General features: G+C 69.0%; 25 protein-coding genes. 11 read left to right on the top strand and 14 right to left on the bottom strand.

Annotation, left to right across the window (positions count from 1 at the left end):
* Positions 1 to 2: 2 nt before the first annotated feature.
* The 3 genes from AB0F70_RS00205 to AB0F70_RS00215 all read right to left on the bottom strand — a co-directional run bounded on the left by AB0F70_RS00205 (position 3) and on the right by AB0F70_RS00215 (position 1,544).
* Positions 3 to 731 (bottom strand): FadR/GntR family transcriptional regulator, encoded by a 729-nt coding sequence (locus AB0F70_RS00205; protein WP_357442283.1) that lies wholly within the window; start codon positions 729 to 731, stop codon positions 3 to 5.
* A gap of 207 nt (positions 732 to 938) precedes the next feature.
* Positions 939 to 1,163 carry a hypothetical protein gene (locus tag AB0F70_RS00210; protein ID WP_357442285.1) on the bottom strand — a complete coding sequence of 75 codons (225 nt, stop codon included), beginning with the start codon at positions 1,161 to 1,163 and terminating at the stop codon, positions 939 to 941.
* Between the two features lie 12 nt (positions 1,164 to 1,175).
* Entirely contained in the window at positions 1,176 to 1,544 is a 369-nt protein-coding gene (locus AB0F70_RS00215; RefSeq protein ID WP_357443530.1) for an expansin EXLX1 family cellulose-binding protein, read from the bottom strand.
* Here AB0F70_RS00215 and AB0F70_RS00220 point away from each other — a divergent pair.
* The 4 genes from AB0F70_RS00220 (at position 1,510) to AB0F70_RS00235 (ending at position 4,572) form a co-directional block, all read left to right on the top strand.
* Positions 1,510 to 1,677 carry a hypothetical protein gene (locus AB0F70_RS00220; RefSeq protein WP_357443603.1) on the top strand — a complete coding sequence of 56 codons (168 nt, stop codon included), beginning with the start codon at positions 1,510 to 1,512 and terminating at the stop codon, positions 1,675 to 1,677. The genes AB0F70_RS00215 and AB0F70_RS00220 overlap by 35 nt on opposite strands.
* A 329-nt stretch (positions 1,678 to 2,006) precedes the next feature.
* Positions 2,007 to 3,155, top strand: coding sequence for a hypothetical protein (locus AB0F70_RS00225; RefSeq protein ID WP_357442287.1), 1,149 nt, complete (start codon positions 2,007 to 2,009; stop codon positions 3,153 to 3,155).
* Positions 3,156 to 3,251: 96 nt separating this feature from the next.
* A complete protein-coding gene (locus tag AB0F70_RS00230; protein ID WP_357442289.1) occupies positions 3,252 to 3,509 on the top strand; it encodes a TraR/DksA C4-type zinc finger protein in 258 nt (85 codons plus the stop codon).
* Positions 3,510 to 3,624: 115 nt separating this feature from the next.
* Positions 3,625 to 4,572, top strand: a complete 948-nt coding sequence (locus tag AB0F70_RS00235; RefSeq protein ID WP_357442291.1) for a cold shock domain-containing protein — start codon at positions 3,625 to 3,627, stop codon at positions 4,570 to 4,572.
* Between the two features lie 52 nt (positions 4,573 to 4,624).
* Here AB0F70_RS00235 and AB0F70_RS00240 read toward each other — a convergent pair whose 3' ends face one another.
* Complete coding sequence (locus AB0F70_RS00240; RefSeq protein WP_357442293.1) at positions 4,625 to 4,960, bottom strand: hypothetical protein; 336 nt, start codon at positions 4,958 to 4,960, stop codon at positions 4,625 to 4,627.
* A 238-nt stretch (positions 4,961 to 5,198) separates the two neighbouring features.
* Here AB0F70_RS00240 and AB0F70_RS00245 point away from each other — a divergent pair, with 238 nt between their 5' ends.
* From AB0F70_RS00245 to AB0F70_RS00265, 5 genes are all read left to right on the top strand, one after another.
* Positions 5,199 to 5,813 (top strand): RNA polymerase sigma factor, encoded by a 615-nt coding sequence (locus AB0F70_RS00245; RefSeq protein ID WP_357442295.1) that lies wholly within the window; start codon positions 5,199 to 5,201, stop codon positions 5,811 to 5,813.
* Positions 5,810 to 6,952, top strand: coding sequence for a CU044_5270 family protein (locus tag AB0F70_RS00250; protein WP_357442297.1), 1,143 nt, complete (start codon positions 5,810 to 5,812; stop codon positions 6,950 to 6,952). The genes AB0F70_RS00245 and AB0F70_RS00250 overlap by 4 nt, the downstream gene beginning before the upstream one ends.
* 127 nt (positions 6,953 to 7,079) lie before the next feature.
* Positions 7,080 to 7,664 carry a PadR family transcriptional regulator gene (locus AB0F70_RS00255; RefSeq protein ID WP_357442299.1) on the top strand — a complete coding sequence of 195 codons (585 nt, stop codon included), beginning with the start codon at positions 7,080 to 7,082 and terminating at the stop codon, positions 7,662 to 7,664.
* A complete protein-coding gene (locus AB0F70_RS00260) occupies positions 7,661 to 8,671 on the top strand; it encodes a zinc-binding alcohol dehydrogenase family protein (protein WP_357442301.1) in 1,011 nt (336 codons plus the stop codon). Before AB0F70_RS00255 ends, AB0F70_RS00260 begins: the two co-directional genes overlap by 4 nt.
* Before the next feature lie 60 nt (positions 8,672 to 8,731).
* Positions 8,732 to 9,586 (top strand): nuclear transport factor 2 family protein, encoded by an 855-nt coding sequence (locus tag AB0F70_RS00265; protein ID WP_357442302.1) that lies wholly within the window; start codon positions 8,732 to 8,734, stop codon positions 9,584 to 9,586.
* Here the strand turns inward: AB0F70_RS00265 and AB0F70_RS00270 are convergent.
* Together AB0F70_RS00270 and AB0F70_RS00275 are read right to left on the bottom strand one after the other, a co-directional pair.
* Positions 9,561 to 11,615, bottom strand: a complete 2,055-nt coding sequence (locus tag AB0F70_RS00270; RefSeq protein ID WP_357442303.1) for a SigE family RNA polymerase sigma factor — start codon at positions 11,613 to 11,615, stop codon at positions 9,561 to 9,563. The two genes, AB0F70_RS00265 and AB0F70_RS00270, sit on opposite strands and share 26 nt — an antisense overlap.
* Before the next feature lie 167 nt (positions 11,616 to 11,782).
* On the bottom strand, positions 11,783 to 12,295 hold the full coding sequence (locus AB0F70_RS00275; protein WP_357442305.1) for a CGNR zinc finger domain-containing protein: 513 nt from the start codon (positions 12,293 to 12,295) through the stop codon (positions 11,783 to 11,785).
* 84 nt (positions 12,296 to 12,379) lie between these two features.
* Between AB0F70_RS00275 and AB0F70_RS00280 the strand changes: the two genes are divergently transcribed.
* On the top strand, positions 12,380 to 13,249 hold the full coding sequence (locus tag AB0F70_RS00280) for an alpha/beta hydrolase (protein WP_357442307.1): 870 nt from the start codon (positions 12,380 to 12,382) through the stop codon (positions 13,247 to 13,249).
* A gap of 39 nt (positions 13,250 to 13,288) precedes the next feature.
* Here the strand turns inward: AB0F70_RS00280 and AB0F70_RS00285 are convergent, their stop codons facing one another.
* The 3 genes from AB0F70_RS00285 to AB0F70_RS00295 form a co-directional block, all read right to left on the bottom strand.
* Positions 13,289 to 14,050, bottom strand: a complete 762-nt coding sequence (locus AB0F70_RS00285; protein WP_357442309.1) for an SDR family oxidoreductase — start codon at positions 14,048 to 14,050, stop codon at positions 13,289 to 13,291.
* Positions 14,051 to 14,114: 64 nt separating this feature from the next.
* Positions 14,115 to 14,366 carry a helix-turn-helix transcriptional regulator gene (locus tag AB0F70_RS00290; RefSeq protein WP_357442311.1) on the bottom strand — a complete coding sequence of 84 codons (252 nt, stop codon included), beginning with the start codon at positions 14,364 to 14,366 and terminating at the stop codon, positions 14,115 to 14,117.
* Positions 14,366 to 14,860, bottom strand: coding sequence for a DUF2975 domain-containing protein (locus AB0F70_RS00295; protein WP_357442313.1), 495 nt, complete (start codon positions 14,858 to 14,860; stop codon positions 14,366 to 14,368). The genes AB0F70_RS00290 and AB0F70_RS00295 overlap by 1 nt, the downstream gene beginning before the upstream one ends.
* A gap of 160 nt (positions 14,861 to 15,020) precedes the next feature.
* On the opposite strand from AB0F70_RS00295, the gene AB0F70_RS00300 reads away from it, so the two are divergent.
* Complete coding sequence (locus tag AB0F70_RS00300) at positions 15,021 to 15,782, top strand: alpha/beta hydrolase-fold protein (RefSeq protein ID WP_357442314.1); 762 nt, start codon at positions 15,021 to 15,023, stop codon at positions 15,780 to 15,782.
* A gap of 146 nt (positions 15,783 to 15,928) precedes the next feature.
* Here AB0F70_RS00300 and AB0F70_RS00305 read toward each other — a convergent pair whose 3' ends face one another.
* The 5 genes from AB0F70_RS00305 to AB0F70_RS00325 form a co-directional block, all read right to left on the bottom strand.
* Positions 15,929 to 16,225 carry a hypothetical protein gene (locus AB0F70_RS00305; protein WP_357442315.1) on the bottom strand — a complete coding sequence of 99 codons (297 nt, stop codon included), beginning with the start codon at positions 16,223 to 16,225 and terminating at the stop codon, positions 15,929 to 15,931.
* A gap of 270 nt (positions 16,226 to 16,495) precedes the next feature.
* A complete protein-coding gene (locus AB0F70_RS00310) occupies positions 16,496 to 16,867 on the bottom strand; it encodes a hypothetical protein (protein ID WP_357442317.1) in 372 nt (123 codons plus the stop codon).
* Entirely contained in the window at positions 16,864 to 17,013 is a 150-nt protein-coding gene (locus AB0F70_RS00315; protein ID WP_357442319.1) for a hypothetical protein, read from the bottom strand. Before AB0F70_RS00315 ends, AB0F70_RS00310 begins: the two co-directional genes overlap by 4 nt.
* A 572-nt stretch (positions 17,014 to 17,585) precedes the next feature.
* Entirely contained in the window at positions 17,586 to 17,804 is a 219-nt protein-coding gene (locus AB0F70_RS00320) for a hypothetical protein (protein ID WP_357442321.1), read from the bottom strand.
* Between the two features lie 215 nt (positions 17,805 to 18,019).
* Positions 18,020 to 18,142: a hypothetical protein gene (locus AB0F70_RS00325; protein ID WP_357442323.1), complete on the bottom strand. Its 123-nt coding sequence runs from the start codon at positions 18,140 to 18,142 to the stop codon at positions 18,020 to 18,022.
* Positions 18,143 to 18,337 lie beyond the last annotated feature (195 nt).

Here is an 18,337-nt window from a genome sequence, read left to right on the forward strand (position 1 = left end):
ATCTAGCCCTTGGGGCGGCGCCGGGCCCAGCTCCGGGAGATGTGCGCGCGCATCAGGTCTGCCGACGCCTCCGTATCGCCGCTCATGATGGCCTCGAAGATGTGGCGGTGCTCCTCGTGCGTGAGCTCGTTGTGCCCCTTCGGCGGCGCGCCGGTGTACTGGGCCACGAGACGGGCCTTGCCCTGGATGCTGGAGATGATCGCTCGCGCGAACTCGTTGCCGGAGATCCGGTGGACCAGCGCGTGAAAGGCGATGTCCTCCTCGGCGTACTCGTCGGGGTCGTCGAGCGAGGCGTTCAGCGCGTCGAACTGGCGGGACAGTGCCGCCCGGGCGTCGTCGTCGACCTGCCGGGCCGCCGACGACGCCATCAGGCCCTCCAGCACCGTCCGGATCCCGATGAGCTGGTCCATGAACAGCAGGCTGTCGTCGCGCTGGAAGATCGCCTCCAGGACCATGGTGTCGAGCAGCGACCAGGACTCCCGGTCGAGCACCACCGTGCCCCAGCCCTGACGCGCGGCGACCAGCCCCTTCTCCGCCAGCGCCGTGAGCGCCTCGCGGATCACGGTGCGGCTCACCGTGAACGTCTCGCACAGCACGGCGGCGGACGGCAGCGCGGTCCCCGGCGCGTACTTCTCGGTGACGACGTCCTGCACCAGCGCCCGGATCACTGCCTCGGCGAGTGCCGGCCGGTTTCGGGTCACCTGCGTACTGGTCGGTGCCTGCTGAACCACGTGTCTCTCCTCCTCCGACGCGCGATCACGGGGGCCGCACGATCGCTCATCGTATCGCCCGGGTAATTTTCCCGGCCTCTTCGACCATGCGCACACATCATATGTATGAATGCGCTCGCGGCGGGTGCGGAAGCGGTCTGAAACTCGACCGCGCCGCCATCGGGCACAATCGAGTCATAGCGCGAAGTGAACAGTGCTGAGCGAGCTTCAGTGCTGGGCGAACTGGACCCCGGTCGGCTGCACGACGCCCGCGCTCACCGGGAGCCCACCGACGGTCAGCCGTTCACCGTAGATGTCCGTGATCCTGATCTCGCCGCCACACCCGCTGCCGTTCTCGGAGAGGAAGTAGTTGTACCCCGTGCGGGGCAACGCCTGCCAGCCGTCCCCGGCGTCGACCTCCAGCTTCGCTACCGGGTTGCGGTGGTCGATCACCTGGATGCCGCACTACCACTGGCTCGACCCGCCCTTGTACCGGATCGAGATCGTGTCGGCCGTATCGGGGCTCAGCAGGCTCCAGGTGACCGGGATCCGGCCGAGCATCGGATCGGCGAGCTCGGCGAAGGCCTGCTTGCTGAGGTCGAGCTGCCCGGGTGCGCAGGGCAGGGGGCACACGTTGGTGACGCGCACCGTGACGGACCTCCCGTTCGCCGCCCGGACGAGCACGGAGGCGCCGCAGGCCCCGGCGGTCTCGTAGTCGGTCTCGTTCATCGCCACGATCATCATGTCGTCGCTCGGGCGGAAGCTGCAGGCGCCGTTGCCGTCCGCGGCGTCGTAGTGGGTGGCGTCGCCCTCGTACGTGGTCCCTGGGCTGATCCGTCCTGCGGACGCCGCGGTGGTCGACGGCGGCGGGGTCGCCTTGGGCGACGGCCGCGGCTTCGGGGCGGAAGGACTGGGCTCCGGGGTCGGGGAGGCCGTCGGCGTCGGGCTGCCCGTGGGGGTCGGGTGACGGCCGGGGTACTCACCTGAGAGCCGCCGGGGGCCGCGACGGCAGCGGTCCGTGCGACGTCGGCCGCATCGCCGGAGAGCGACCCGATGACCGGGTAGGCCAGAACGGCCGCGACGGCCACCGCGAGCGCGGCGCCCCACATGACCCGGTACCTGCGCGCGCCGTTCCGCGTGGAGTGCCTCGCTGTCTTCATGGCTGTCCGTTCGAAGGATCGAGGCAGTGGTGCGCGGTTCGGTGACCACAAGCCGCGCAAAGGTTACCAACGCCGCAACCCGTCCGAATGGCCCAATGTGAGCGCTAACCGGACTGCAGGTGGCACACTCACAAGGGTGGAACCGCTGAGCGCTCTCGCCCTGATGGTGGCGCAGGTCGGCGCGCGCCGTCTCGTCGGGGCCCTGGCGGGAGACGACGCGGGCGGCCTCGCCGCGGGCGTCCTCGGCCTGCTCACTCAGGTTGAACAGTCGCAGTCACGCCTCATCTCGCTCGAGCAGCAGATGAACGCCGTGCTGGAACAGCGCTACACGGTCTCCCTGAACAACGGAACGCGACTGCTCAAGCAGTCCGCGATGCCCGGGCAAGCGGCAGCGGAGCTCCGTACGGACCTCGACAACGCCGCTTCCAGCCTCATGGACGCCGCCCATGCCGCGAGGTCACCCGTCCAAGCAGCGATCGCGGAACGCCAGCTGCTCCTGGCCGAGCTCAAGCGCGGCAATATCCCCAAGGCCCGTGCCGCCTGGCAGAACCTCGATCTGCACGTCGGCGAGGCCATCACGCGCAATCACGTCCGTCACGAGCACCCTGCGGAGGAGTCCCGTCAGCGGATCGCCGACGGCGAGTTCGGGCGGATCACCCAGCTCGAGAGATTCCAGACCCCTGACCCGCGCTGGTTCCGAGCGTGGGACGCCGTCCGGCGTGACGCCCGTACCGCCGCGTCCGAGCTCGCAGCGCTGCTGGCAGACGCCGTGAGCGGTGCGGAACTCGTCGGCGTCGACAACGGACTGAGCAGCACCACGTCGCGTTTCCCCCGCAGACCGCGCGGGCTGTCGTTCGACCCGCCTGAGAGGACGTCTGGCCCCGTGGTCCTCGCGAGTTCGAGCACGATCGCCCTTGACGTACCACTCGACAAGACGGTCACAGTCGGTGGGATCGAGGCGACGCTCCGCGGGATCGTCACCACAGGCGTACGGCCCCTCGACCCCACCGGCTACCTCGACCATGAACTGCGTGCGGAAGTGACCGCCGCCGCCGAGCGAGTCGAGCCGATCGAGGTATGGGTGCAGGCTGACGTCACTGACCTCTCGGATGCGCAGGGATCCCGGAACGGCTTCATCGAGCCACGCAACGTCCGGCCCGGGGAGTCATTCACGGTAACCGGCAGCTACCACCACTCCCCCGAGCTGCCCCACGGACGGATAGGGCTGGCAGTCGGCGGTCTGCTGCTCTCTGCCGCGCTACCGGACGCCCGAACGACAGACTGAGAGATGCCTCCGATCGCCGAGGTCCGTAGGCTCTTGACAGCCGATCGTGAGCGCACGGCCGACCTGATCTCCTCGCTTTCCGGCAGCATTGCCTCGATGGTGGAGGCGTCACGGCTCACCGCAGCCGACGACGAGCACGACCCCGAAGGGTCGACGATCGCCTTCGAGCGCTCACAGGCGAGCACACTGCTCGCCGCGGCCCGAAACCACCTGACCGACGTGGACGCCGCGCTCGCGAGGATCGCCTCCGGCAGCTACGGCCACTGCGAGCGCTGCGGACAAGCGATCGCACGCGACCGCCTGCTGGCCCGGCCTACGGCCCGCACCTGCATAGGCTGCGCCGCCGCCGGCTAGCCGACATCCGGTCCGCACTCGACGGAGCTACGCCCGAAACGGTTCGGCGCACCCGTCCGGCGTTCTGTCAGGGACACTGGAGGACAGCAATGTCTGCCGAGTTGAGGAGTCTTCAGTGCCCCAGGGATCTGTCCGATGGTTCGACGCCGACCGAGGGTTCGGCTTCATCGACCTCGGGAACGAGGCAGAGGACCTGTTCGTCCACGCGTCCGAGATCGTCGGCGACGACGGACCGAAGCTTCTCCGCGAGGGGCAGGCCGTCGAGTTCGAGGTGGGCGAGGGTGAGCGTGGCCCGCAGGCGCGCCGCGTCCGTGTCACGGGCGAGCGGGCCGCCGACGCGCCCCTGGGCGTACTGGGCACCGTCAGCTGGTACGAGCCGGCCAAGGGATACGGCTTCGTCACGCCCGACGACGACCGCGGCGAGATCTTCGTGCACAGCTCGGCCATCGTCGGTGGCGGTGTGATCTCGGAGGGGCAGCGGGTGGCGTTCCTCGTCGTCGACGGGGAGAAGGGGCCGCAGGCGGACCATCTGCTACCGCTCGGGGCGCAGGCCGCACAGACCGTGCAGGCTGCACGGTCGACGTCCGACGGCGCGGACGGCACGGTGTCCTGGTACGACGACACCAAGGGTTTCGGGTTCGTCGCCCGCGACTCGGGCGGCGAGGACGTCTTCGTCCACGTCAACGCGCTCGGCCGAGGTCTGACCGAGCTCTCCGAGGGTGCCCGCGTGACGTTCGACGTCGTCGACGGCGACAAGGGGCCGAACGCCCGCAACGTGCAGCTCGTGCGCGGTTCCGGGAGTGGGCGTCCGGCCACGGACCGTGGTCGGCCGAGCCGCCCCGCGGCATCGGGCGGGCCCGTACGCGGAGGCGAGGGCACCGTCGCGCGCTACGACGCCGATCGCGGTTTCGGCTTCATCACCCCCGATTCCGGGGGCGCGGACCTGTTCGTGCACGTGTCCGTCGTGCGGGGCGACGAGGTCCTGGAGGAGGGTGACCGGGTCCGGTTCAAGGTGCGTCAGAGTGACCGGGGGCCGCAGGCGGACAGCGTCGAGCTGCTGTGAGCTGAGGCCGCCCGGCCTGCTTGCTCGCCCGGTCCGAGCAGGTTCACCCGGCTCACCAGAGTGCGGGAACCAGTTCGGCGTGGTCGCGAAAGACGATGTCCCTGTGGTCGAGGAACTCCACTGCCCACTCGTCGTCGTCGACGCGCGCCGTGATCACGCCAACGCCCCACCGCCCTGACCGCCAGCGTGCGGCGAACACCGCGGTGCCGGCCGGGTACGGATCCTCGCTCAGCAGGAAGTCCTGCACGAGCTCCTCCGAGGGCCGCGGACCGCCGGGCGCGGCGTCGACCCACCGTTGCATGGGCTCGAGCAGGGCCCATGCGCGGGCGAGGTCGCCGACGTAGTTCACGCCGGCATCTTCGGAGGCCGACCGGGGTGGGAGCGTCATGGTGCAACGGTTCCACCGCGCTCGCCGGTCTGCCTCTTATCTAGCCCGTGTGAGCGGGTGAACCGGCTGTCCAGACGGCATCCCGACCAGCCGGGGACACCGGCGCCTCCCCGAGCTGCCCTGCCACCGCCGTGAACCGATTCCGTCTCCCGCGCGGATACCTGGGTGACAGTGGTTCCGACGGGCAGGGAGACACGATGCGCACGAGAGACCGCAGGCCCCGGGGCGGGGCGGCGCCATGACGGCGGCCGCCGAGCTGGTGGGTACCGACGTCGCGCCCGAGGTGGGGCGGTCCGACGCCCAGGTGATCGCGTCGTCCTTGCACGAGCCGGAGGAGTTCGCGGCGATCTACGGTCGGCACGCGAGGACGGTCCACCGGTACGCGTACCGCCGCGTGGGTCCGGAGCACGCCGAGGACGTGGTGGCCGAGACGTTCGTGGCGGCGTTTCGTCGTCGGGCCTCCTACGACATGGACCGCTCTGACGCCCGGCCGTGGCTGCTCGGGATCGCGACCAGGGAGGTCGCCCAGCACCGCCGAGCGGAGGAGACCCGCTACCGCGCCATGGCGCGAGTCGGGACAACGCTCCCCGAGGACGGTCTTGCCGACCTGGCGACGACGAACGTCGCCGCCCGGGCCGCGGGCGGCGCGCTCGGCGCGGCGCTCGGTGGCCTCCGGTCCGGCGACCGGGACGTGCTGCTGCTCTGGGCGTGGGGCGACCTCAGCTACGAGGAGATCGCGACGACCCTCGACATCAAGAAGGGCACGGTGCGCTCCCGGCTGCACCGGGCACGCAAGCTGGTCCGCGCGGCACTTCCGGGTGGGCTCTGGGACGAAGAGGAGGACGCGCGATGAGCACGAGCACCACGTGGACCGGGCAGGAGCCCGGCGGGACCGAGCTGGACGCACTGCAGATGACGGGGGTGCTGTTGGACCCCTCGGAGGCCGAGCAGGAGGCCGCGTTCCGGTCGGCGCAGGCACGGCTGACCGCGGAGATGACGGCGCCCGTTGCCGCGACGGACGGTCGGCACGGGCACTCGGCCGGGAGCGGCCTGCTCTGGACCGTGCGGGGTCCGGGCGGCCGGCGCGGGTCGGCCGACGGACGCCGGCCGGGCGGCCGGCGACGCGACGGAGGAACGCGCAGGCCCGCGGTCCGGGCTGCTGTGGGGCTGGGCCTCGCGGCGACGGTCGCGGGGGGCCTGCTCTTCGCGCCCACTGCCACGCTCTCGATGCCGTGGGAGGACGACGGCGGCGCGGCCGCGGTGCCGCCCGGCGCGGCCTCAGCGGCGGAGATCCTGCAGGCGGCCGCGACCCGGACGGTCGCCGCCGCGGACGACTCGTGGGACGAGGTTCGAGGCGACCAGTTCATCTATTACCGCACGACGGGAACCAACCGGTACCAGGTCATAGGAGAGGGTGAGGGAGCGGGCGTCACGAAGATCTCCGAGAACTACACGGGCTGGTTCTCGGTCGACGGGACCCAGGACGGCCGGGCCACGGCGACGTACTCGGTAGGCGATCCGCTCGACACGCCGCTGTACACCTGCGAGGACGGCGGGCTGGAGCGGGCTCTCGCGGACGGTGGCGGCGACTGCAGCTCGGAGCCGGGGCTCAAGCTGGACGCGCCCACCGACGCCGACGCGATGTACGACTACCTGCGGGACCAGCCTCCGGTTGAGGACGAAGGACCGGCGGCGTCGATGTTCATCAGGGCCTACGAGCTGCTGCATTACCTGACGCCGAGGTCGCAGGCGGCGATCTTCGAGGCGCTGGGCCGGGTCGACGGGCTGATCGTGACGCCAGGGATCACCGACGCGATCGGGCGGCCCGGCATCGCCGTCGGCGTCGACCTGCAGTACTACCGGCAGGACCTCATCTTCGATCCGGAGACGAAGGACCTGCTCGGTGTCGCGAACGCCTACCCCGACGGCATGACGGACGCGCAGGCGATCGTCGAGCGGACCATCGTGGACGAGGTGAACCAGAAGCCCTGACCGGGGGCGGCTGACAAAGGTCTGCCGACCCAGTGATTCGGCCCGGAGCTGACGTGAACTCCGGGCCGAGTCACTGGGCTCGAGCCTCGATTCGAGGTATCTCGGATCGAGGTACTAGGCTGTGGCTGTGATCGAGCTGATGATCCTGGGCTTCCTCGCCGAGGAGCCCCTGCACGGGTACGAGCTGCGCCGCCGCATGGAGCAGCTGCACGGTTATGCCCGCAGCATCAGCGACGGCACCCTCTACCCCGCGATCACCCGCCTCATCAAGGGCGGCCTCGTCACGCGCGAGAGCGAACCCGGCCGCGCCGGCGCCCCGCGCCAGACCCTGCGCCTCACCGAGGCGGGCCGCACCCGCATGCTCGACCGGCTCCGCGGGGCCGACGGGCACGACATCACGGACGGCAGCCGCTTCTTCGTCGTGCTGTCGTTCCTGTCCCTGCTGCCCGACCGCGCCGAGCGCGACGTCGTCCTACGCCGCCGCCTCGACTACCTCGAGCAGCCCGCCAGCTTCTTCTACGACGGCGACCGCCCGCTGCGCGCCGCCGACCTCACCGACCCCTACCGCCGCGGCATCCTGCTCACGGCCCGCGCGACCAGCCGCGCCGAGCGCGCGTGGATCCGCGAGCTGCTCGACGATGACACCACCCAGGGCAACAGCAGCCAGGACGACAGCAGCCAGGACGACAGCAGCCAGAAGGAGACACCATGACCGACACCATGCGCGCCGTCGTGCTCGACGAACCCGGCCCCGTGACCAACCTGCACGTCCGCGAGCTCCCGGTACCCGAGCCCGAGGCCGGCTGGCTACGGATCCGTGTCGAGGCCTTCGGGCTCAACCGGTCAGAGCTGCACACCCGGCTCGGGCTCGCCGGCGACGCCGTCACCTACCCACGGGTGCTCGGGATCGAGGCGACGGGAGTCGTCGACAGCGACCCCACCGGCACGTTCGCCCCGGGTCAGCAGGTCGTGACGATGATGGGCGGGATGGGCCGCGCCTACGACGGCGGCTACGCCCAGTACACCTGCGTCCCGGTCGGCCAGGTCATCCCGTTCCGCTCCGGCCTGCCCTGGCGGACGCTCGGTGCCGTCCCCGAGATGCTCCAGACCGCCTACGGCTCCCTGACGGTCGGCCTCGACGCCAAGCCGGGCCAGAGCCTCCTCGTCCGCGGCGGTACCTCCTCGGTCGGTATGGCCGCCGCCGTCCTCGGCAAGCGCCTCGGGATGACGGTCCTGTCCACCACCCGCAGCCCGGCCAAGCACGACGCGCTGACCCAGATCGGCGTCGACCACGTCCTCCTCGACGACGGCGACGTCGCCGCACAGGTGCGCGCCATCCTCCCCGACGGCGTCGACGGCGCCATCGAGCTGGTCGGCACGCCCACGCTGCCCGACACCCTGCGCGCCGTCCGTGTCCACGGCACCGCCTGCTTCACCGGCATGCTCTCCAACGTGTGGACCGTCAAGGACTTCTACCCCATCGGCTACCTGCCCTCGGGAGTACGCCTGACCGCCTACTCCGGCGAGGCCGACGACCTGCCCGCCGACGTCCTGCAGGGATTCCTCGACGACGTCGCGGCCGGTCACGCGGTGGTACCCGTCGACAGCGTGTTCGACCTCGACCAGATCCGGGACGCGCACACCCTCATGGAGTCCGGCGCCGCCCGCGGCAAGCTCGTCGTCCTGCCCTGGAGCCGCCAGGGAGCGAGCACCGCATGAGCTCCGCCAGCAAGACCCAGGCCGCACCGGGCGAACAGCCCCGACGGAAGGAATCGTTCGATGCCGTGGTTTCCTGAGCTCTTCTCCGCGAGGTACGTCGCGGAGCTGTCCCAGCACCGCCGCTCGCCGCTCGTCGCCGTCCCGTTCTTCGACGGCGTGACGTCGGGCGAGGTGGACGCGCTGGTCGGGTCCTTCGCGGGCGAGCCAGAGCTCCACCACCCGGTGCGCGGCAGGGTCAAGGGGCGTGCCGCGTTCCGGCGGTTCGTCGAGATGATGAGCGAGGAGCTGCGCGCGGGCGCCTGCACCGTCGAGGACGTCGACCTGATCGTCACCCCGCACCGCACGGTGGAGGAGGTCGTGCTGCGGTACGACGCCGGACAGGGGCGGGTCGAGCTCCCGGTCGCGATCGTCACCGAACGGTCGGACGCCGGCCTGCACGAGCTGCGGATGTACTTCAGCACCTGGCCGATCACCGGTTCGCACGCCAACCGGCCACCGCTGCTGCAACCCGACGAAGCAGCGACGGAGGCCGGAGTGGTGGGCGACTACCAGCGGGCGCTGGCCGCCGGCGACGTCGAGGCAACGGTCGCGGCCTTCGAGCGGGACGCGACGGTGCGCGAGCCGGCCGGCGGGCAGTACGTGCACCGCGGCGAGCAGGAGCTGCGCGCGCTGTTCACCTCATTCTTCTCCAACGGCGGCGGCATCCCGCTCGAGCACTGCACGGTGACCGACGACGGGCGGGCCTGCGCGCTGGAGTACAACGTGGTGCGCTGGGGCGTGACCGACCTGCCGCCCGAGGCCGGCGTCGCGGTGTACGTACGGGGCGAGTCCGGGCTGCTGAGCGCTGCCCGCATCTACGACGACTCGAACCCGCCGCCGGTGGTACGGATCAGTCGCGGTCCAGTGCGGGGGTGACCGCGCCCTCGACGAGCCAGTGCCGCTGGCCCTGGTTCTCGAGCCAGGCGGTGCGGCTGCCCGCCAGATCTGATGCCGAGTCGCCTGGGAACCGGGCGAGGTCCGGGCCGTCATATCCGGAGGCCGACGGCGTCGCGCGGTACAGGTAGGACGAGACGGACCCTTCACCAGCGGTGACGGTGCTGTTCCACGTGATCAGACCACCCGACGCGCGGAGGTCGTCGATACCTCGGTCGGCCTGCTGCACGATGCTGTTGCGCTCACCGAGGCGGTCGACGACGTAGAGGGTGCTCACCAGAGGCTCGGGGCGGACGGGGTCGACCCGCGCCTGAGACCCGAGGTTGATGGGGATGACCGCCCATGCTACGACATCGTCCGAGACTGCGATCGCGGTGACCTCGGCCAACGAGTCGTGCTCCACCTCGAACAAGGTGGTGCCGGTGGGGTCCCCGCCGGCCAGGTCGTCGAACAGCCGGATCGACGTGGTGCTGGTCCCGCCGGATCCAGCGCTCAGGACGGCGGCGACGACCTCGTCGTCGTCGGCCGCGATGGCGGTCACGCCGGTTGCGAGCTCCGTCGGCGTCCCGGGGTCGTCGATAGGTGTGGTGAGCAGGCGTGTGTTGTTGTACTCCGCCCCGTCTGTCCACAGTGCGTGGTCACGTGTGGCGGCGACGTGCCACAGCCGCCCCTCGTACGCCGCGAGTGTTCTCGGCCCTTGACCCGTTCGGAACGTGCGCACGTTGGCGGCGTGCATGGGGCCCACCCCTCCGGTCGTCTCTCCCCAGATCACCTGGCCGCTCCGCGTGGCGACGCCGAGCGGCCACAGCACCACACCGCCGAGCGTCTCTGTCGGTATGGACGCGATCGGCGCACCCCGGTACCCACCCGCACTGACAAAGGCCTCGTCGACCGCGCCACCAGGCCCGGACCGAACCACGGCGGCCCAGATGTCCCCCGTCTCGGAGAGCCCACCGAGTACCGGCAGCGGCTCTCCGTTGTCGGCGACGGGCACCCCGGTATCGTCGTCGAACGACCCGGGTGTGACCGCCTCAATGTCAACGTCGTAGCAGGTCAACGGGCGGGAGGCTGAGGTGTCGACCACTACCGGGTCGTCGAGCCCGCCGAGGTTCTCGCCTGGTTCGGCGGCCCGCGCCGGTGTGGGTTCGGGGACCTCATCGGGGCAGGCGACCGGGGTGTTGCCCGCCGGTGTGGGACCGGGACGGACACTTTCGGCGCGACCGTCTTCCAGCAGGGGCGCGATCAGCTGTCCACCCGGCAGCACGACCGGTCCGACGACAGGCAGCGGCACCGGGCCGCGTGTCACCACCCCGAGCGCCAGCAGGAGCACCACGCACGCGGCCCCCAGGACCTGCGCGGCACGTCGCCGCAGCAGCGCCGCCCGGCTCCGGTCCAGCACGGCCTGCTCGTCGAACTCCACCGGCTCGATGGCCTCCGTGCCCGCGCGGAGCAGGTCCCGCAGCCGGGCCAGCCCACGCGAGTTCGCGGCCTTTACCGTGCCGACCGCCAGCCCGAGCTCGCGGGCGACCTCCGCCTCGGGCAGGTCCAGCAGGTGCCGCAGCACCACCACTCGGCGCTGCGAGGTCGGCAGCTGTGCCAGCCCGCGGACCAGCTCGTCCCGCAGGACGACCTGCGCGGCATGGTCCGAAGTCGCTGCCACGGGGATCTTGTCGTCACCCGGAAACCACTCTCGACGCCCGTGCCGCCAGCTGTCGATCCGCAGGTTGACCAGGATCCGGCGGGCATAGGCGCGCTGCGTGTCCGGCCGGACCTTGGCCCAGTTGCGGTAGACCCGCTCGAACGTCGACTGGACCAGCTCCTCCGCGCGGTGGGGGTCCCCACAGAGCAGGTATGCGGTGCGGTGGAGGTAGGCGCCCGAGTCCCGCACGAACGCGGTGAACCCCGCGTCGCGGGTGCGCGGAACGGAGACCCGCACCTCACGTACTTCGTCGCCGTCCGACGGCCTGTCCGTCCAGAGGTTGCTCACGGTCGCCCCGTTCTCATGCGTCATGCCACCCACTACGGCAGGTGTGGGTCAAAGGTTGCGCATCGCCACGTTCAACATCCAGCACGAACTGTGCCGGCATCTGAACCCCATGGGACAGAGTCAGTCGTCCGTGCCGCCACAGGCACCCGCGCCGTCTTCTCTGTTCAGATTCATGATGTCCCGTAGAACGATCAGTCAGCCTTCCGCGTGCGCTGGTAGTGGCGTCTGGCCTTGAACCGGTTGCCGCAGAGCGCCATCGAGCACCACCGAGCAGTGTTCGCATTGCTGCGGTCATGCAGGAAGCGGCAGCACTCAGGATTCGCGCACGGCCGGAGCCGGCCGGGCGTGCGCTCGTCGATCACCATCCAGGCGAGCAGCGCCCGGGCAGCGAGCCTCTCGTCGGCGGGTACCCGCAGCTCCCAGCTCACGGCGCCGGTGCGCAACGAGGGCCGCAGCGCGATCCGCTCCACATGCTCCTCGAGCGTCCGCGCGTCGGCCGCTCCGCGGATGACGTCCTGGAGCGCTGCTCGAACGCGTCGAAGTCGCGCGATCTCGCCGGTGCTGCCGGCTCCGCCGTGCGCCGCGGCCCAGGCCGGACCCGCATCAGGGTCGCCGAGCTCGTCGGTGCGCTCGCCGTCGACGACGGGCGTCGTGTTCAGCAGCTCCAGCAGCAGCTCTTCGTCCTCCCGTGTCACGACCTTCATGACTAACCTCCTCAACTGGTGTTGACAGGTTAGCACCCGTGATGTTCCTATAACCAGACAAAACCAATCGAGAGGGTTAGAATCATGGTCGCCATCCACCATCGGTTCGCCGACGTCGACGGGCACAGGATCTTCTACCGCGAGGCCGGTCCCGCCGGCGCACCCACCATCGTGCTGCTGCACGGCTACCCGACCAGCTCGCACATGTTCCGCACGCTCATCCCCCAGCTCGCCGAGGACTACCACGTGGTGGCGCCCGACCACCTCGGGTTCGGGCTGTCCGACGCGCCCGGCGTCGACGAGTTCGACTACAGCTTCGACGCGCTCGCCCGGATCACCGCCGAGCTGCTGTCGGGCCTGGGCATCACCTCGTACGCGATCTACGTCCAGGACTACGGCGCCCCGATCGGGTGGCGGCTCGCGCTGGCGGACCCGTCCGCGATCACGGCGATCATCAGCCAGAACGGCAACGCGTACGAGGAGGGCTTCGTCGAGAGCTTCTGGAAGGACGTGTGGGCCTACGCGACCGACCAGAACGAGCAGACCGAGCCCGCGGTCCGCTCCGCGCTGACGCGTGAGGCGATCCGGTGGCAGTACCTCCACGGCGTCTCCGATCCCACCCTGGTGGACCCCGGCACGTGGGAGCACGACCTCGCCCTGGTCTCCCGCCCGGGCAACGACCTGGTCCAGCTCCGGCTGTTCGCCGACTACGCCACCAACCCGCCCCTGTACCCCGCCGTGCACGAGTACTTCCGCACCTCGCAGGTGCCACTGCTGGCGGTCTGGGGAGAGCGCGACGAGATCTTCGGGCCCGACGGCGCCAGAGCGTTCGCCAAGGACCTTCCCGACGCCCGGATCGAGCTGCTGCCCGGCGGGCACTTCCTCCTCGAGTCCCACCTCGACGAGGCCACCGCGATGATCCGGGACTTCCTCGCGACCGCCCTCACCCGCTGAGCAGGGGGCCCGGTGCGAGGCGGGGTGTGCGGCGGATCCTCAGGTGCGCAGGTGGGAGGCGCCGTTGAGGTCGAGGATCGCTCCTGAAGCCCACGCGGCCCCCGGCGAGGTCAGGTACAGCACCGCGTGCGCGACCTCCTCCGGCGTCCCGACCCGCCCGAACGGGCTCTCGGAGCGCACGGAGTCACCCGTGGGGCCCGCCAGCTTCCCGGCCTGGCGTTCGGAGCTGACGAATCCGGGGGCGACCGACGCCACCGCGATGTCGTGCGGCGCGAGGGCGACGGCCATCGACTGCCCGAAGGCGTGCAGCGCGGCCTTCGCCGCCCCGTACGCCGGAAACTCCGGCTCGCCACGGAAGGCGCCCCGGGAGCCGATGTTCACGATGACCCCCGCGGAGCCCCTGGCGATGAGCTGGCGTGCCACGAGGTACGTCACGTTCGCCGCCGCGATGAGGTCGACGTCGACCATCTCCCGCCAGCTTCGCTGCCAGTCCTCGTAGCTCACGGTCGCGATCGGATGATGGTGACGTGCGCTCGGGGCGAGCGCCGCGTTGTTGACGAGGACGTCGATTCCTCCGAGCGCCTGTGCCGCCGCCGTCACGATGGCCTCCGCGCCCTCGGGCCGGCTCAGGTCTCCACCCACGACCGCGTGACCCGTGCCGGCCAGCAGTTCGAGCGTCCGCTCGGCGGCCGCGCGATCGGAGCCGTAATGAACAGCGACCCGGTCACCACGGCCGGCAAGAGCCACCGCGATCGCCCGCCCGATCCCTCGGGACGCGCCAGTCACCAGAACGTTCGCCATCAGCCCGCCTTCCACGATTCCGCCCAGGACGTCCCGGGCGAAGGAGTCAGTATCAGAACACCGGTCAGTCGACGCTACGCGGAAGGCTGACCGCCGCGGATTCGACGCCGTCGTCGGAGACCCACCGCAACACGTCTCCCGGCTGGCAATCGAGAGCCTCACAGATCGCGTCGAGCGTCGAGAACCGGACCGCCTTCGCACGGCCGTTCTTCAGCACCGACACGTTGGCCGGACTCAGGCCGATCGCGTCGGCGAAGTCGCCGACCGACATCTTCCGCTTCGCCAGGAGCACATCGATCTCGACGACGATCGCCATCAGAGCACGCCGTCCAGCTCGGTCTGTGCCTCCGTCGCCCGTTCGACGAGCCGATGGGTCACGAACACGACACCGAGCAGCGCGACGCCGACGAAACATCCCAGGCCGCTTGCCATCCACAGCCCCAGGTCCCCCATGTCGTCGGGCATCGGGATCCCCACGAACGTCAGATACAGGAAGAAGCCGGCGGTGAGCAGCGTCGCGACACCGACCGCCGCGCCGATCGTGACAACCCAGCGCTGCGTGCCCGGCCGGAAGAAGATGCCCGCCTGGGCGCGGAACACGAGCATCCAGAGGGCCGCGAGCGATACCTGCGCGCAGGCGATGAACGCGATCCCGGCGGCCAGGAGCGGTGCCCGGTAGGGCTCGTACGGGGGAAAGAGCCTGACCTCGCCGGCGGCGATCCCGGGCAGGATCACGACCTGGGCGAACAGGGCGATGGCGATCCCGCTGACGATCAGCAGCGTGAGCATGTTGAAGACTATGCGACTCATGCAGCGATTATCGATGAGGATCGCTCGATAATCAATAGATTACTCACGGTGTTCGATCGACGACGCGATCGTGACCGCCATTGCTCTACCGGTAAACGAGAAGATCCGGTGAGGCGCACCTGCCGCGCAGGCGGTGAGCGCCGACCCGTGGGTGAGTGAGGTGCCGAACAACCCGGTCTCGGACGTCTACCGCTTCACGGTGCCCCGCGCGGCGGTGACCGAGGCGACCGGCATCGGGGACAGCCCCGTCGCGGTGCAGGGGAACTTCGGCCCGGGTACCGCAGGTGGCGGCCAGCAGCGCTCCGCGTACGCGTGGACGCCGCCGGGCTACGACGCGGACCGCGCCGAGGAGTACCCGGTCTTGTACCTGCAGCACGGTGGCGGGCAGACGTGGACCGACTGGGTCGAGGTGGGATACGTCCAGCGCATCCTCGACAACCACTACCTGCGGGGCAACATCGTGCCGATGGTGGTCGTCATGGCTAACGGAAACGGCGTGGACTTCCCCACGGAGATCACGACGCGCATCGTGCCGGCCGCTGAGGAACAGTTCAACATCAGCTCCGACGGCGACCAGCGCGCTCTGGCGGGTCTCTCGATGGGATCGGGCCACACGCTCAGCACGCTCTGGGCGCACCCGGGCGAGTTCGGCTACATCGGCGCCATGTCGGCGTTCGGTGCGCCGCCCGCCACCGCGGACGTCGAGGCCATCAACGAGGGCACCAAGCTGCTGCGCGTCTACTCCGGTGACGTGCAGGACTTCACCTACGGCGCGACGCTGCAGCTGATCGCCGCCATGGAGAGCCGCGGGGTGAACCACGAGTTCGCGCCCATCGTTCCGGGGCCGCACAGCTGGGACGTCTGGCAGAAGTCGCTCATCGACTTCCTCCCGCGGTTGTTCACGGAGGGTGGGGACGCGTAGCGGCGCAGGGTGCTGGGCACGGCGCGGTCGGCGGGGACACCCCGTCGGCCTCGCCGCCGCTCTTGGCGAGCGCCACGGGCTGGAACAAGCTCGCGAGGGGCGGGGCCATCCTTATCGAGATCTCCGATAGTGGGAGGACATCGAAACTACCCGAACCGGTGCTGCTCCGCGTCGGTCGCCGTTCGGTACAACTCACCCCACGCAATCACTTGCAGATCGACCGCGGCGATTCGGTCCATCTCAGGCGTCAGCGTTACCTGAGGCAGAGCAATGAAGACAAAGCAGGGAAACTCTTCGAGCTTTCGGATATCAGCGCCCTCAAAACGGGTCGTGAGCACAAAAGACGAGATGTCCTCGCCCACCCCAAATTCTTGACCAGGAACACCAGGCGTCAGATGCGCGACCACACCCGGCTTCTGATCGCCCACGACGATCGGTCGCACAAATCGACACTCTCGGACGCGCGTGAATCTATCGCTCTCCAGCGAACTGAGATACAACGTGACACCGTTCATCTTAAAATCGGGATCCACGGTACTTACTCGAGCAATCCTGACCGCTCCATTGTCAATCCAATGGGGGATTGCCGTAGGGTCGGCCTGGTTTCGGGTGATAGCGGCGGCGGGAGCGCGAACTCCACACTGTCGGCGCGATAACTAATACACCTAGAGCAGATACCGCCTGGCAACTCCTCGTCGTACATTCCGCCGTCGTCAAAGCAGGTGCAGGCCGGGTCGCCGCGACTCGATCTCGAGACGGCCAAAGTCGCCCTCAAGCGAGAAGGAGTCACCGTCGACTTCGAACTCGTCGATCGACCCAAAGTCGCGCTCACCCGTGGCGTCCACGGCAGCCTTCACGAGCCCCTGACCCGTCCAGCAAACACTTGAGACCTCCTCGAACCGAATCTGCGCCCGTCGATAGCAGAACTGTTCACCGGCGCTCGGTGCCGTGTACTGCGGATGACTTTCCGTAAGGACCACATCCACTTCGAGTACAGCTAGTCCGGGCTCCAGATGCACTCCCAGCACCCAACTGTCTTCAAGGTAGACGCCCTCGAACCCGACGATAGTTTCGTAATTACTCATAGCCAGCACCAGTCCCAAACGATCGGCGTGTGATTGCCTGGACTCTTGCGAGTCACCTCGTTGCCATAGGGGTCGATGCGGTTTACCGGAGACATTTCACATTTCAACGTGCGGATCACCGCCCCCTCGACGATGCGGCCCAGCATGTCGCCGCAGGCTCGTCGCCATCTCTGCGGCATCTTCGAACTGCTCAGCCTTATGATGGCGCAATGCCTATACGGCGAAATCACGCCTCAGTCGGCGGAGCATATATTGACACGCATCCGCTTCCGAAGTGAACTCTCGCTCACCCGTGCGCAACCCTCTTTCCGAGTAGTAGACCGACCACGTCTCGTAGTTTTCATCAAGTACACAACACTCGTCTCGCATCAAACCGTTCAGTTCGTACGCATCCTCGGGAATTCCGAGCTCAATGAGCCGCTCACGAAGTTCTATCCTAGTCATTCCACCTCCCGCAAGATTTCCCTGTTCACAATATTACCGACACTGAGTCTGGCCTTTCGGTCGGTGTGCCGTGGGCCGGCCATCCCTCCTCCTTGGCAGGGCCCAATGACCCTTGGTGAACAGGCTCGACTCTTCCGCTCGACGTCCCCGTCGGCAGTCAGGAACAGACGGTCGGCGGTTGAGCATCGTGTGGAGGCGAGCCCTCAAACGCCGCGTGCCGGGCGACCCGGCCGATTTTGCCGCTAGAGCCGTTAAGAACGGAAAGGCTCGCGACCTACTCACCTTCGTCGCCACGAACCTCGGCCCCTCGGGCAAGCAAGGTCATCTTCGCGAGTTCGCTCGCGAATGCCCTGGCGGCAGCGCGACCATATCCGGCAACGTCGAACCGCTCCCCCCTCAATAGGAGATGCTCTTCGAGTGCGTCCGTCAGAAGGAAGAACTCAGACCGGGAAAGGACAAGCACGTACTCACCATCGCGAATATCGACATTCATCGTTACTCCCAGAGATCACGGTCAAGTTCGGAGGTTACATATGGGACGTCAAAAGTCGCTCATCGAGTTCCTCCCCCGACTTTTCGCGGAGGGTGGGGACGCGTAGCCGCGCAGGACGCCAGACACGGTGCGGTCGCCGGGGAAGTCCGTCGGCCGCACCGCACCCTGGCCCGCACGGCCGCTCTACCCACTCGACAAAGCAGGTCGCCCGGCTGTCACAGCTCGCACCACTTCCCAACCTGGGTCGCGTCACCGGTACGGACGAACTCCTCGATATCTCGCCACGCCTGATCCAGGTCCAGCACGAAGTCAGTCGTGAACTCGACAAGACCGTCCATCACCGACCTCGACGTCCTCGAAGCCCGGCGTGGCCGCTAGGAGCAACAACATCCTGCCGTCGTCAGAGATGCGCTGAATCACGGCCGCAGACCCCTTGAAGCCCAAGGTGAGCGTGGACGGCTCGTCGACCGCGCGCACCTCCAGGTACCCCTGACCTTGGGCACGCAGTTCCTCGAACCGAGCGGTCAAGCCAT

The sequence above is a fragment of the Promicromonospora sp. NPDC023805 genome (assembly GCF_040639635.1).
GTDB lineage: Bacteria > Actinomycetota > Actinomycetes > Actinomycetales > Cellulomonadaceae > Promicromonospora.